The sequence below is a fragment of the Lutibacter sp. genome, from assembly GCF_021647475.1.
GTDB lineage: Bacteria > Bacteroidota > Bacteroidia > Flavobacteriales > Flavobacteriaceae > Lutibacter.
This window is the reverse complement of record NZ_JAKIUR010000025.1, coordinates 28,456-42,514: the sequence shown is the minus strand read 5'-3', so window position 1 is coordinate 42,514 and position 14,059 is coordinate 28,456. Positions and strand designations below refer to the sequence as shown.

The 14,059-nt window shown below is 28.3% G+C and carries 13 protein-coding genes; 1 reads left to right on the top strand and 12 read right to left on the bottom strand.

Features of this window, described 5'->3' with window-relative positions; translation table 11 throughout:
* Window positions 1–516 precede the first annotated feature (516 nt).
* From ppk2 (L3J60_RS07665) to L3J60_RS07620, 10 genes are all read right to left on the bottom strand, one after another.
* The gene (gene ppk2 / locus L3J60_RS07665; RefSeq protein WP_291974908.1) at window positions 517–1,305 is read right to left on the bottom strand and encodes a polyphosphate kinase 2; all 789 of its coding nucleotides are present in this window, start codon (window positions 1,303–1,305) and stop codon (window positions 517–519) included.
* A 2-nt stretch (window positions 1,306–1,307) separates the two neighbouring features.
* Entirely contained in the window at window positions 1,308–2,165 is an 858-nt protein-coding gene (gene ppk2 / locus L3J60_RS07660; protein ID WP_291974907.1) for a polyphosphate kinase 2, read from the bottom strand.
* Between the two features lie 6 nt (window positions 2,166–2,171).
* Window positions 2,172–2,891, bottom strand: coding sequence for a sulfite exporter TauE/SafE family protein (locus L3J60_RS07655; protein ID WP_291974906.1), 720 nt, complete (start codon window positions 2,889–2,891; stop codon window positions 2,172–2,174).
* Window position 2,892: 1 nt separating this feature from the next.
* Window positions 2,893–3,348 carry a FixH family protein gene (locus L3J60_RS07650; protein ID WP_291974905.1) on the bottom strand — a complete coding sequence of 152 codons (456 nt, stop codon included), beginning with the start codon at window positions 3,346–3,348 and terminating at the stop codon, window positions 2,893–2,895.
* On the bottom strand, window positions 3,348–4,772 hold the full coding sequence (gene ccoG, locus L3J60_RS07645) for a cytochrome c oxidase accessory protein CcoG (RefSeq protein ID WP_291974904.1): 1,425 nt from the start codon (window positions 4,770–4,772) through the stop codon (window positions 3,348–3,350). The genes L3J60_RS07650 and ccoG overlap by 1 nt, the downstream gene beginning before the upstream one ends.
* A 186-nt stretch (window positions 4,773–4,958) precedes the next feature.
* Window positions 4,959–5,600, bottom strand: a complete 642-nt coding sequence (locus L3J60_RS07640; RefSeq protein ID WP_291974903.1) for a cbb3-type cytochrome c oxidase N-terminal domain-containing protein — start codon at window positions 5,598–5,600, stop codon at window positions 4,959–4,961.
* Complete coding sequence (locus tag L3J60_RS07635; RefSeq protein WP_291974902.1) at window positions 5,593–5,793, bottom strand: CcoQ/FixQ family Cbb3-type cytochrome c oxidase assembly chaperone; 201 nt, start codon at window positions 5,791–5,793, stop codon at window positions 5,593–5,595. Before L3J60_RS07635 ends, L3J60_RS07640 begins: the two co-directional genes overlap by 8 nt.
* 6 nt (window positions 5,794–5,799) lie before the next feature.
* Complete coding sequence (gene ccoN / locus L3J60_RS07630; protein ID WP_291974901.1) at window positions 5,800–7,974, bottom strand: cytochrome-c oxidase, cbb3-type subunit I; 2,175 nt, start codon at window positions 7,972–7,974, stop codon at window positions 5,800–5,802.
* A gap of 33 nt (window positions 7,975–8,007) precedes the next feature.
* The gene (ccoS, locus tag L3J60_RS07625; protein WP_291974900.1) at window positions 8,008–8,178 is read right to left on the bottom strand and encodes a cbb3-type cytochrome oxidase assembly protein CcoS; all 171 of its coding nucleotides are present in this window, start codon (window positions 8,176–8,178) and stop codon (window positions 8,008–8,010) included.
* 140 nt (window positions 8,179–8,318) lie between these two features.
* Complete coding sequence (locus L3J60_RS07620; protein ID WP_291974899.1) at window positions 8,319–10,688, bottom strand: heavy metal translocating P-type ATPase metal-binding domain-containing protein; 2,370 nt, start codon at window positions 10,686–10,688, stop codon at window positions 8,319–8,321.
* Window positions 10,689–10,805: 117 nt separating this feature from the next.
* Between L3J60_RS07620 and L3J60_RS07615 the strand changes: the two genes are divergently transcribed.
* The gene (locus tag L3J60_RS07615) at window positions 10,806–11,492 is read left to right on the top strand and encodes a Crp/Fnr family transcriptional regulator (protein WP_291974898.1); all 687 of its coding nucleotides are present in this window, start codon (window positions 10,806–10,808) and stop codon (window positions 11,490–11,492) included.
* Window positions 11,493–11,568: 76 nt separating this feature from the next.
* Here L3J60_RS07615 and L3J60_RS07610 read toward each other — a convergent pair whose 3' ends face one another.
* Window positions 11,569–12,816: an aminotransferase class I/II-fold pyridoxal phosphate-dependent enzyme gene (locus tag L3J60_RS07610; protein ID WP_291974897.1), complete on the bottom strand. Its 1,248-nt coding sequence runs from the start codon at window positions 12,814–12,816 to the stop codon at window positions 11,569–11,571.
* Between the two features lie 155 nt (window positions 12,817–12,971).
* Window positions 12,972–14,006 (bottom strand): cysteine synthase family protein, encoded by a 1,035-nt coding sequence (locus L3J60_RS07605; protein WP_291974896.1) that lies wholly within the window; start codon window positions 14,004–14,006, stop codon window positions 12,972–12,974.
* Window positions 14,007–14,059 lie beyond the last annotated feature (53 nt).

The window sequence follows — 14,059 nt, the reverse complement described above, 5'->3', positions numbered from 1 at the left end:
CTAATAAATCTAGAGGAACGATAAGTTCACTCCATTCTTTTTTTATCAAAGAAATAAAGATTCTTTGTAATTAACAATTATGTAAATTAAATGTAATATTTTAACTTTGCTAATCTAAAGGAGGAGTGAAGCAAAACGAAATGAGGAAGCAATCTCATTTTTATGAAAAGATTACTTCAAATTATGGCACTACATTTATAATTTTCGCAATGACATTTTGATTTTCAGTTATCTAAAGTAAATCCTTAGGTCGAACTCAGGTTACAACATAAAAACAACAATCTAGTTTAGGGATTAATTCCATCAAAATTTAATAATATTTACCTGTATTTTCAATACATATATGATACACCCCTTTATCTAATAGCCGTATATTAAAATATTTTAAAATTGCTTTTTTGTTATTTTTAATTCTAGTTCTTGCACTTAAAAATTTGGTAGAAGAGCACGATAAAAATGCATCTATGATTCTATTTGAGGCTACTGAATTAATAGGCTCTAGTAGAAAATTATAACTTAAATTTTAAATTTTTTATCGTAAGGAATACTTTTTAGCAAATGTTTAATTACCGCAACTCTTGCAAACGTTTTTTGATTTGCTTTAATTATTTTCCAAATTAAATTTCCTTCGCTAGTCTTAGCAAACATAGCATTTTTATAGAAAGTATAATCGTCCCATAATTCTTGAGCATTTTCGTCTACTGCAGTCATTTTCCATTGCTTTAATGGATCATTTTTAATATCATCAAACCGTTTAGCTTGTTCCTTTTTTGAAATAGACATATATATTTTTACCAACCTAATTCCAGATTCAGTAATCATTCGCTCAAAATCATTAACCTGATTCATAAAAGTTTTGTATTCTTCCTCTGAACAAAATCCATTTACTGGTTCAACCACTGCTCTATTATACCAACTTCTATCAAAAAAAACAATTTCTCCTCCTTTAGGAAATTGTTTTATATAGCGCTGAAAATACCATTGAGTTTGCTCCAATTCAGTTGGTTTTGGTAGTGCTACAATTCTGTAATTCCGTGGATTTATACGCTCTGTAATTCTTCTAATTGCTCCTCCTTTTCCAGCAGCATCTCTTCCTTCAAAAATCACAATGATACGTTCATTATTTTCGATTGCCCAAGCTTGCATTCGAATTAGTTCAATCTGTAATTTTTTTAACTCTTTTTCATAATTTACATACCTAACCGCCTTTTCTAAATTATACGGTTCTTTAGATAATAATGCAGTTAAACCCTTATTAGAATTTAAAATTTCAACTGCTTCTGGTGTAAGTTTAAAATCATGCATAGTTAATCTAGTTGAATTACGGAACGATGATACCGCATTATTATATTTGGATCAGGATACAACGTAGTTCGTGCTTTATCCTTATTTTTATAATCAAATTGTGATAATACATATCGAATACACTCTAATCTGGCAATTTTTTTATCATTTGCTTTTACTATAATCCAAGGGCTATAACTAGTATGTGTTTTACTAAACATTTGCTCTTTATATTGGGTGTATTTATCCCATAAAATTTGTCCTTTTTGATCTACAGGACTAAATTTCCACCTTTTTAAAGGTGTTTTAATTCTAGAGGTAAACCTTGATAATTGAATATCTTTGGATATTGAAAACCAAAATTTAATAATTATCACTCCGTCTTCATATAACATATGCTCAAATTCAGGAACTTGGGCCATAAATTTATGATATTGACTTTTATTACAAAAATCCATAACAGGTTCAACAACGGCTCTGTTATACCAACTTCTATCAAAAAAAACAATTTCACCAGGATTTGGCAGTTTTCTAATATAACGCCTAAAATACCATTGACCTCTTTCTACTTCTGTTGGTTTATTTAATGCAACTACACGCATAGAACGTGGATTTAAATGTTCAGTAAAACGTCTAATATTACCTCCCTTACCTGCAGCATCTCTTCCTTCAAAAATTATTGCTACTCTTTTTTTATTCTTTACAACCCATTGTTGAAGTTTAATAAGTTCTATCTGTAAATTACGTAACTCTTCTTCATAAAATAATACTTTTGATACTTTTTCAAATGGTATTTCTTTCTGTTTAATTATTTCTAATAACTCAATATTAGAAGTAGCTTTTTCAAAATCTTCTATCGTTAACTTTGGTTGTACTTCCATGGATTATTACTTTTTATCAATAGTTACACAATTTGCAGGATTGCTGGATAATTGCAATTTAGCATTTGGGGGCGAAATATAAGGGATTCCTAATCCTAATCCTCGCAAAATAAATAATAATCCTATTATAATAACAAAAATTGGTATAATTTTTTGAATTTTATTTCTAATAGAAATACTTATAAAGTTTCCTAAAAGAATGGCTCCGCTCATCATTGGTACTGTTCCCAATCCAAAAACTGCCATATATAATGCTCCTTGATAAGGATTTCCTGTAGAAATTGCTCCAATTAACGCCATATACACTAATCCACACGGTAAAAATCCATTTAAAAACCCAATAGTAAAAATGGCTTTTTTAGATTTTTTTTTCAAATATAATCCTAAATACTGTTTAAATTTACCTATAAGCTTATATAAAGGTTTTGAAAAATTGAACTTATTAAAAATACTTACAGGAATTAAAATAATTACTATCATTAAAACTCCCATTAATATGGATAAACGTTGCTGAAATCCTGCTAAATATAATCCTTTTCCTAAAAAGCCAAATAATATCCCAATTATCGCATAACTTAATAAACGACCAAAATGATATAAAAAAGTTTGAATAATTGTTTTAGGAACAGAAGATTTATCAATTGGCAATATAAATGCTATTGGACCACACATACCAATACAATGAAAACTGCCTGCTAAGCCTAAAATTAACGCAGTCCAAAGCATATTAATATCTTAAATTTTGTTTAAATAAATACTTTTTATCACCAACTTGCCAATCAATTTTAACATTCCAAATTCCATCAACCAACTTATCTTTAACAATCAAAAATTCGTTATTAATCAAGTAAATTGGAATCTGAAAATCAAGTTTATAATTTGAAGGTCTTTGAAATTTTATAGATCCTTTTATTTTTTTTGTATCAAACTCGCTTGGAAATTTTATAATTAACCCTTCATCTACATGGGAAATAAAAACATCTATCTTTAAATTAGCTGCACTATTTAATTTATCAATTTCTTTTTGATAATTTAGTTCATCTTTATAATATTGTTCTGACACTAAATGATGTCCATATTTAGGAACAAAAGTAGCTTTATACACAAATGATAGAATAAATATCATAAATGATGCCAATGCTAAAACAATACCCATTGGCCATGTAAATTTAATTTTCATCATTATTTTATAATTAATGGTCCTGTAAAGTTAGTAGTTGTAGTTTCAATTAATTTTCCATTAGAAAAAATCCCTAATTTCAATTTTTCTTTTGAGGATTTTAAATCTGATTTGTTAATCTCAATAAACAATGTGCCATCTTTTAAACCTTGTTTTTTAATAGATAATTTACCTCCAACCATAATAACATTTCCTTTTATGGATAATAATTTAATATTAATATTATTAATATCTTTTGTGGTTTTATTAATTAATGTAACCGTATAGATATTTTTTATAGTAGTTTCAGTTGATTGAAACGTTTGACCTGGAAGTCGTAAAACTGTTGCTTCAACATCAGTACGCAAAAATAACATGATAACTAAAATACCAAATAAAATTGTTAATACTGCAGAATATGCTATTAAACGTGCATTGAATTTAAATTTTTCTTTTTTCTCAATTTCATCCTCAGAAGCATATCTAATTAATCCTCTATCAAATCCTACTTTATCCATCATATTATCACAAGCATCAATACATGCGGTACAATTTACACATTCTAATTGAGTCCCATTTCTAATATCAATTCCTGTTGGGCAAACTTGTACACATTGTTTACAATCAATACAATCACCATTCCCTATTTCTTCTCTATTTTCGTTTTTACGAAACGTTTTTCTACCATTATCTCCTTCTCCTCTAACAAAATCATACGCTACATTAATTGATTTATTATCTAATAATACGCCTTGTAATCTTCCATAAGGACAAACAATAATACAAACCTGTTCTCTAAACCAAGCAAAAATAAAGTAAAAAACGGCTGTAAATACTAATAAATTTATTAAAATCCCTATGTGGTTTGATGGACCTTCTAATACGTATTTAATAACAACATCTGAGCCAATTAAATAAGAAAGAAAAATATTAGCTATTAAAAAAGATAAGATAAAATACACACTCCATTTTAAAACTCTTTTAGTAATTTTTTCAGTATCCCAAGCTTGTTTAGAAAGTTTTATTTGTTTAGATCGATCACCATCAATTAAGTATTCAATTTTTCTAAAAACCATCTCTAAAAAAATAGTTTGTGGACACATCCATCCACAGAATATTCTTCCAAAAATTACGGTAAAAAGAATTATAAAAACAATGCTTACTAGCATAGAAATTACTAATAAATAAAAATCTTGAGGCCAAAATGGAAATCCAAAAATATTGAATTTTCGATCTATTACATCAAAAAGTAAAAACTGATTTCCTTTAACTTTAATAAACGGAGCTGCAATAAAAAAGGTTAATAAAGCCCAACTAACTAATGTTCTGTAATTATAATAACGCCCTTTTGGTTTTTTCGGATGAATAAAATTTCGTTCACCATCTTCTGTAATTGTTCCAATAGAATCTCTAAATTTTTCTTTATTCGAGTTATTCTCGCTTTGCATGCTATTAAATAATTTTTAGTTAGTTTTTTTAAAAGATTGTAAAAATAATATTATATGTTTTACTGAACGATACATTTGTAACAAAAATGATTATTAAAAAATATATGATAGGCTTTAAAATCAAGAAAATACCGCAAATTTTAAGAATAAATTGCGGTATTTTTTAAAACTATAATTTACCACTTATTATTCTGGCCAAATAATATCGCCTTGTGGTGCCTTTGGATTTGCAGGTTTAGTACCTTGCATTGATATTATATAACTAGCTAATTGTTGGCGTTCTAATTTACTAATAGTAGATTCCCAAGCAATCATACCTTTACCTGGTCTTCCTCCTTTAGAAATAGTGTGAAAAATTGTTTTAACATCTCCACCAAAAATCCAATGATTATCCGTTAAATTTGGTCCAATTCCACCGCCTAAATCAGTAGCATGACAAGCAAAACAAGTTTTTGAAGTAAATAATGCTTTCCCTTTTGCTAAATTATCTGCATCTGTAAAAGCTTTAATGTTAGCGGTACTAAATAATTCAGGATGTTCAGCTTTATACGTTGCAACTTCTTTTTTAGCATCTGCCAATTCATCTTTTAATTCATCATATTGATTGTATTTATTAAATCCAATTACCATAACTGAATAAAATATGGCAATTACAATCGTTATATAAAAACCTGCTTTCCACCAAGGTGGTAATACATTATCCAATTCTCTAATTCCATCATAGTCATGATCAAGCATTACATCTTCTTCCTTTCCAAGTTCGTTAGCTTTAGTCATAGACTTAACAAACTTTTGCCATCCTGATATATTTTCTGATTTTTTATTCATGATTATCTTCTTTATTTATTGTGTCATCATCTTCTAATGGTAAATTACTTACTTCATCTATTCTTTTTTTAGAGATATTCATAACAATAATAAGCATTGTTACAAACACTATAAAAAAAAGTAATAATGAAATTATTGGATAAATTTCAATTCCATTCATCCCATCAAAATTATGTCTAATAAATTTTAACATTTTTAATTATTTTAATGCAGTTTTATTACTATTTACTTTTATATCTGTTCCTAAACGCTGTAAATAAGCAATTAACGCTACAATTTCTTTATTTTGAATATTACTATTCCCATAATTTTTAACAAACTCAGGATCTTGTCTTAAACTTGTTTCAATTTTTTTAGCTTGAGTAATAATACTTTGTTTTGCATTTGCAATTTCTTTATCCGTATAAGGAACTCCTAAAGTAGCTAAGCCATTCATTTTCGCTTCAATATCAGAAGCGTTTAAATCATCTTTAATAATCCAAGTATAACGTGGCATAATTGAACCAGGGGATGTTGATCTTGGATCCATCAAATGATTAAAATGCCAGTTGTCATTATATTTACCTCCAATTCTATGTAAATCTGGTCCTGTTCTTTTTGATCCCCATAAAAATGGATGATCATAAATAAATTCACCTGCTTTTGAATATTCACCATAACGAGCAACTTCTGAACGGAACGGACGAATCATTTGAGAATGACAGTTATTACAGCCTTCTCTCATATAAATATCTCTACCTTCTAATTCTAAAGGTGTGTAAGGTTTAACACTTGCAATAGTTGGTACATTTGATTTTACTAATATTAATGGTACAATTTCAACCAACCCACCAATTAATATAGCAACAGTAGTTAAAATAGAAAATAAAACAGTTCGTCTTTCTAACCAAGCATGCCAATGTTCACCTGCAATCCTTTTTCCACTAATTTTTTTCAATGGAGCAGCTTCAGCTAACTCATCTTCAACAGTAGAACCAGCTTTTGCAGTTTTAATAATATTATAGGCTAGTATTAAATATCCTGTTAAATATAAAGTACCTCCAATGGCACGCATCGCATACATTGGTATTATTTGGGTAACCGTTTCTAAAAAGTTGCCATAAACTAAAGTACCATCAGGATTAAATTCTTTCCACATAAATGCTTGCGTAAAACCTGCAACATATAAAGGAATAGCATAAAATAAAATACCTAAAGTTCCCATCCAAAAATGAATATTTGCTAATTTTTTAGAATATAATTCTGTTTTCCAAAGCTTAGTAGCTAACCAATAAATTATACCTGCAATCATAAATCCATTCCAAGCTAAAGTTCCAATATGAACATGTCCAATAATCCAATCGGTATAATGACCTATAGCATTTACATTTTTAAAAGCTAGCATTGGTCCTTCAAAAGTTGCCATACCATAACCTGTAATTGCAACTACAAAGAATTTTAAAATAGGATCTTCACGAACTTTATCCCAAGCACCTCTTAAGGTTAATAATCCATTAATCATACCTCCCCAAGATGGGAATATTAACATTACTGAAAATACAGTACCTAAATTTTGAGCCCAATCAGGTAAAGCTGTATATAATAGATGGTGAGGCCCTGCCCAGATATATATAAATATTAAAGACCAAAAATGTACTATTGAAAGTCTGTAGGAGTAAATTGGTCTATTAGCAACCTTTGGAACAAAGTAATACATCAATCCTAAAATTGGTGTTGTTAAGAAAAATGCCACCGCATTATGCCCGTACCACCATTGAATCATGGCATCTTGAACTCCCGCGTAAACGGAGTAACTTTTAAAAGCTGTAACTGGTAATTCTAAATTATTAAATATGTATAGAACGGCGATAGTAATTAATGTAGCTATATAAAACCAAATAGCTACATATATATGTCTTTGTCTTCTTTTTAAGATGGTACCAATAAGATTAATACCAAATATTACCCAAATAAAAACTACGGCTAAATCTATTGGCCATTCTAATTCTGCATATTCTTTAGTTGACGTGAAGCCCAATGGTAATGTAATAGCTGCAGCAACAATTATTAATTGCCAACCCCAAAAATGGATTCTACTTAAATTATCATTAAACATTCTAGTTTTAAGCAATCGTTGAGTGGAATAATAGATTCCTGTAAAAATTCCATTTCCTACAAAAGCAAAAATAACGGCGTTGGTGTGTAATGGGCGTAAACGACCAAAACTTAGCCACGAAATTGCATTATCAGAGCCAGCAAATTCTAGCAACCCAGGGAATACAAATAGCAATGCTACAATAAGCCCCACTAACATACCTACAATTCCCCAAAGAATTGTGGCAGATAAAAACATTTTAACGATCTTATTATCGTAATAAAACTGTTCTTTTTCCATACTTAATTAATTGTTTATTTATTATTATTTTGGTTAATTATGTTCTTTATTTTTATCACTAACTAATTCATCATCAAACAACATACGTACTGATGGTGTATAGGTATCTTCGTATTGACCTGATTTTATGGCTTTAATGAAAATTATAAGAAAAAATATTGCAACAATAACGCTAACGCCTATTGTAATGTAAACAACTTCCATTTTAGGTAATAGATTTAATTTTTTTAGTTAATAATTTCGCCAAATATATAGTTTTCAATCTTTTAAAAATATGATAATTATCACTTTTTATATTTTCAATTTTAGATAAAACTACATTTTTTATTTGTTAATACAAATATTTAATTTTTTTTTGATATCCAATTAGTTAATATGGTAACAAATATTACAATTGAAATAGAGCTTGCAGGCATTAATATTGCTGCTACAACAGGTGTTAATTGACCTGTTAATGCAAAATACATACCTATTGTATTGTATAAAAATGAAAATATAAAACTTATTTTAATTATAGTAACTGTTTTTGATGCTAATGTTAAAAACTTTGGAATTTTGTTAAAAAGATTTGCCTCTAATATGCCATCACACGCTGGTGAAAACACATTAATATTTTCAGAAATTGCAATTCCGACATTACTTTGAGCTAATGCTCCTGCATCATTTAATCCATCACCTAACATTAATACATGTGCTCCTTTTTGCTGTAATTTTTTAATAAAATTTAATTTATCTTCTGGTTTCTGATTAAATTTAAATAGAGTTTCTTTTGGCAACATTTTACTTAAAAATTCTTTTTCTCCTTCGTTATCACCTGATAGAATAATTAATTTATATTTTTTTGAAAGTTCATTAAAAACCTTTTGAGTATCTTTTCTATAATTATTTGAAAAGGAAAACTTTCCCTTTAATTCTTTATTAATACTTATATAAATAACTGTTTCATTTATATTTTTCTGAGAAACACCAACAAAACTAGCAGCACCTAATTTAACTTTATTATTTTTATATTTTGCCTTAATTCCTTTTCCTAATATCTCTTCAAAATAGTCTAGTTTTTTAGTTAAACATGGTTCTTCAATAAATTTATATAAAGCTCTACTTAATGGATGATTGGAAGCTCTAATTACTGTTTTTATAAGTTGCAATTCATCAGAAGAAAGCGGTATTCCTTCATATTTTATTTTTGAAGTATTATTAGAAGTTATTGTTCCTGTTTTATCAAAAATTAGGGTATCAACCTTAGCCATATTCTCTATGGTTTCTGTATTTTTTAAATAAAATTTTTGATATCCAAATATGCGTAACATATTTCCAAAAGCAAATGGTGCTGATAATGCCAAAGCACAGGGACAAGCAATAATTAATACGGCTGTTACTATATTAAATGCAATGTTAGGATTTTTAAAATACCAGTAAATACCTGCAATAAAAGCAATAATCAAAATTACAATTGTAAAGTATTTACTTATAGTGTCTGTAATATTTTTTATATTTTTTTCTTTAGTTTTATTAAAAACAGCATTGCTCCAAAGTTGTGTTAAATAACTTTGTTCAATAGTATTAATAACATCTATTTCAATAGCTCCAGCAGTTTGTTTTCCTCCTGCAAATAATTTATCTCCCGATTTTTTAACAACAGGTACAGATTCTCCTGTAACAAAACTATAATCAATAAGAGCTTCTCCATTTATTAAAATACCATCTACAGGAATTAACTCTTCATTTCTAATAAGCAATCTATCTCCTTCACAAACATTTTTTACAGGTATTGCTTCTTCCTTGTTATTACTAATTTTAGTAACAGCAATTGGAAAATAAGATTTATAATCTCGCTCAAAAGATAAAAAATTATAGGTTTTTTGTTGAAAGAACTTTCCTAGCAATAAAAAGAATATTAAACCTGTTAAACTATCAAAAAAACCAGCACCAATATTTAAAAAAACTTCAGTAGAACTTCTAATAAAGAGAACTGAAACACCAAGTGCAACAGGAACATCTATATTTAACATTTTGTGCCGTAACCCTTTATAAGCAGAAATAAAATAATCTTTGGCTGAATAAAAAACAACAGGAATTGACATAAAAAACATAAGCCATCTAAAAACAATTTTGTATTTATTTATCCAAAAACCATCTAATTGAAAATATTCTGGAAAAGATAGCATCATAATATTACCAAAAGCAAAAGCAGCAATAACTAACTGGTAAATTAAGGTTTTACTAACTTTATTCTTTTTAGCATCAGCATCATTTAAACTTATATAAGGTTCATAAGCAATAGAAGTCATTAATTCTACGATTTCCTTTAAATTGGTTGCTTTAATTTTGTAGGTAATACGCACCGTTTTTTTAGGAAAATTTACTAAAGAGGTAATCACTCCATGATTTAATTTACTCAAATTTTCTAAAACCCAGATACACGAACTGCAATGAATACTAGGTACATAAAATTCTACAACTGCAATTTCTCCATCATTAAACTCTAAAAGATTGCTTACAATTTCTTCGTTTTCTAAATATGCATATTTTCCTTTTATTTCTGATGGAATTGTTCCAGGGTTAGCTTCTAAATCATAATAACAGCCTAATTCATTAGCATTCAATATCTCATAAACTGTTTTGCAACCATTACAACAAAAACATTTATCGTTAAATTTAACAGGATTTTTACCACAATCTAACCCACAATGATAGCAATTATTAGAGCTCATTCACTTTATAAATTTAGTCACAAAATTATGGTTTTATTATAATACATGTATGACAAATATCATTAAATTTTGTACCTTTGCCAAAATTATTTATTACAGTAAAGATTTGAGCTAAATATGGGAAATTGTACCCAATGTATTGTAAAAAGATTAAACGCATTAAGAAACTTAACTCACGAAGAGTTAGAAAAATTTTCTGAACATAAAACATCGCTAATTATAAAAAAAGGCGAAAACTTAATGACAGAAGGAAATTCTATAAATGGTTTATATTGTATTAATCAAGGTAAATGTAAGTTAACAAAACTTAACACCAACGGTAAAGAACAAATTATTAAATTCATAAAAGGTGGTGATATTTTAGGTCACAGGTCTATTTTAAGTGATGAACCTGTCGGTTTGAATGTTACAGCTTTAGAAGATATGAGAGTTTGTTTTATACCCAAAGGAGATATTTTAGATATTATAAAAGAAAATTCACAATTTTCATTAAGCATAATGAAAAATATTTCTCACCAATTAAACGAAGCGAATAACTTAATTTCAGAAATGGCTCAAAAACCTGTTAAAGATAGGTTAGCAACTACAATTATGCATTTAAGTGATACTTTTGGTTACGACAGTGAAGGTTTTATAGATGTTATTTTAACAAGAGAAGAAATTGCAAATACAATAGGTACTGCAACCGAATCTGCCATTCGTTTATTATCTAATTTAAAAAAGGATAAGATCATTGATTTAAAAGGGAAAAAAATTAAAATTTTAGATATGAATTCACTTAAAAACATTTCAGAAGGTTATTAAAAACGAATTTTATTTTAATATAAAAAAGCCTTTTAGAATTCTAAAAGGCTTTTTTATACAATTAATTAGGTATATTTTATTTCATCATGCTAGCAGCAATACGTTTATAAATACCTTTCTCTAACTTTTCTCTTATTGCTGAAAAAGCAGTGATTGTTTCTTTAACATCTTCTAAATTATGAGTAGCTGTTGGAATTAATCGTAACAAAATCATTCCTTTTGGCACAACTGGATATACCACAATTGAACAGAAAACACCATAATTTTCACGTAGATCATTTACCATAGCCATTGCCTCTGGAATATCACCTTCTAAAAAAACAGGAGTTACACAAGTATTTGTATTGCCAATATTAAAGCCATTCTCTTTTAAACCATTTTGTAATGCATTTACGTTTTCCCAAAGTTTTTCTTTTAATTCGGGCATGGTTCTTAACATGTCTAAACGTTTTAAAGCTCCTTTAACCATAGGCATTGGCAATGATTTAGCAAATATTTGCGAACGCATATTATATTGTAAGTATTGAATAATATTTTTATCTGCAGCAAAAAATGCTCCAATACCTGCCATAGATTTTGCAAAAGTTGCAAAATATACATCAATATCATCTTGTACACCTTGCTCAAATCCAGTTCCTTTACCATCTTTCCCTAAAGTGCCAAAACCATGAGCATCATCTACCAATAATCTAAAGTTATATTTTTTCTTTAAATCAACAATCTCTTTTAAAACACCTTGTTCCCCACGCATTCCAAAAACACCTTCTGAAATCACTAAAATTCCACCATTATTTTCTTCTGCTAATTTGGTTGCTCGTCTTAAGTTAGTTTCTAAACTTTCAATGTTGTTGTGTTGAAAAGTAAATCGTTTACCTGAATGTAATCTAACACCGTCAATAATACAAGCATGAGCATCCATATCATAAACAATTACATCATGTTTAGTTACCAAAGCATCAATGGCTGAAACCATACCTTGATAACCGAAATTAACTAAATAAGCAGATTCTTTTTCAACAAATGCTGCTAATTCCTCTTCTAATTGTTCGTGAAATTTTGTATGACCAGACATCATTCTTGATCCCATTGGATATGCCATTCCGTATTCAGCTGCAGCTTCTGCATCAGCTTTTCTAACTTCTGGATGATTTGATAAACCTAAGTAATCATTTATGCTCCAGGTGATTACTCTTTTCCCGTTAAATATCATTCTATTTGATATTTCACCTTCTAATTTTGGAAAAACATAATATCCTTCAGCCTGTGCAGCCCATTTTCCTAATGGACCTTTGTCCTTTATAATTCTTTCAAATAAGTCTTTCATTCAGTATCTATTTACATAAAATGTAAATTTAAGGTTACATTTTTAATGTTTACAAAGTAAAGTATTTTTTTTGTGCTAATCAAATGTAAAGGTCATAAAAAAAGAGGTTAAATAAATTTATTTAACCTCTTTTCAATATAATTAAAACTATTTTTTTATAAATATTCTACTTCTTCAAGTGCTTGTTTTTGAGTATCAAAAAATCCTTGTTCTTTCATCCAATCATCACTATAAATTTTTTCCATATAACGAGAACCGTGATCTGGTAAAATTAATACAACGTTAGAATTTTTATCAAACATTCCTTTTTCAGCATATTGTATAGCAGCTTGTACCACTGCTCCACTTGTATAACCTGTAAATAATCCTTCTGTAACGGCTAATTCCCTAGCTCTATGAGCAGCAGCTTCATCGGTAACTTTTTCAAAAACATCAATGACTTCAAAATGAGTTGCTGTTGGAATTAAATTTTTACCTAATCCTTCAATTCTGTATGGATAAATTTCATCTTTATCAAATTCTCCTGTTTCATGAAATTTTTTCAAAATTGAACCATAAGCATCAACACCTAACGATTTTATATTAGGATTTTGTTCTTTTAAATATTTTGAAACTCCCGAAATAGTTCCTCCAGTACCACTGGCAGCAATTAAATGGGTAATTTTACCTTCAGTTTGTTTCCAAATTTCTGGACCTAAAGAAAGATAATAAGCTTCAGAATTTAAATCATTAAAATATTGGTTGATATAAACAGAATTTGCTGTTTCTCTATGTAATCTTTTTGCTACTTCATAATAAGATCTTGGATCATCTGCTTTTACATGTGCGGGACAAACATAAACTTTTGCTCCCATTGCTTTAAGCATGTTAATTTTTCCTACAGAAGCTTTGGAACTAACTGCTAACATGCATTTATAACCTTTTATAATACTAACTAAGGCTAAACTAAAACCAGTATTACCAGAAGTTGTTTCAATAATTGTACTATCCTTATTGAGCAATCCTTTACGTTCCGCAGCTTCAATTATATGTAATGCAATTCTATCTTTCATAGAATGCCCAGGATTGAATGCTTCGTATTTAGCGTAAAAATTTCCAGGAAGATCTTTTGTTATTTTATTTAATCTAATTAAGGGAGTATTACCTATAAGGTCTAAAATAGTATTACTAATACCTGTATTTTTTGTCATTTTTTAGAGTTTTTTTCTAATATAAATTTATATTTTGATACATAAATTAATAT

Coding starts and splice junctions, on each gene's coding strand:
- ccoN (WP_291974901.1), bottom strand. CDS start 7,974: ATGGAAAAAGAACAGTTTTATTACGATAATAAGATCGTTAAAATGTTT.
- ccoG (WP_291974904.1), bottom strand. CDS start 4,772: ATGCAAAGCGAGAATAACTCGAATAAAGAAAAATTTAGAGATTCTATT.
- L3J60_RS07615 (WP_291974898.1), top strand. CDS start 10,806: ATGGGAAATTGTACCCAATGTATTGTAAAAAGATTAAACGCATTAAGA.
- L3J60_RS07610 (WP_291974897.1), bottom strand. CDS start 12,816: ATGAAAGACTTATTTGAAAGAATTATAAAGGACAAAGGTCCATTAGGA.
- L3J60_RS07650 (WP_291974905.1), bottom strand. CDS start 3,348: ATGATGAAAATTAAATTTACATGGCCAATGGGTATTGTTTTAGCATTG.
- ppk2 (WP_291974908.1), bottom strand. CDS start 1,305: ATGCATGATTTTAAACTTACACCAGAAGCAGTTGAAATTTTAAATTCT.
- ppk2 (WP_291974907.1), bottom strand. CDS start 2,165: ATGGAAGTACAACCAAAGTTAACGATAGAAGATTTTGAAAAAGCTACT.
- L3J60_RS07605 (WP_291974896.1), bottom strand. CDS start 14,006: ATGACAAAAAATACAGGTATTAGTAATACTATTTTAGACCTTATAGGT.
- L3J60_RS07640 (WP_291974903.1), bottom strand. CDS start 5,600: ATGAATAAAAAATCAGAAAATATATCAGGATGGCAAAAGTTTGTTAAG.
- L3J60_RS07620 (WP_291974899.1), bottom strand. CDS start 10,688: ATGAGCTCTAATAATTGCTATCATTGTGGGTTAGATTGTGGTAAAAAT.
- ccoS (WP_291974900.1), bottom strand. CDS start 8,178: ATGGAAGTTGTTTACATTACAATAGGCGTTAGCGTTATTGTTGCAATA.
- L3J60_RS07635 (WP_291974902.1), bottom strand. CDS start 5,793: ATGTTAAAATTTATTAGACATAATTTTGATGGGATGAATGGAATTGAA.
- L3J60_RS07655 (WP_291974906.1), bottom strand. CDS start 2,891: ATGCTTTGGACTGCGTTAATTTTAGGCTTAGCAGGCAGTTTTCATTGT.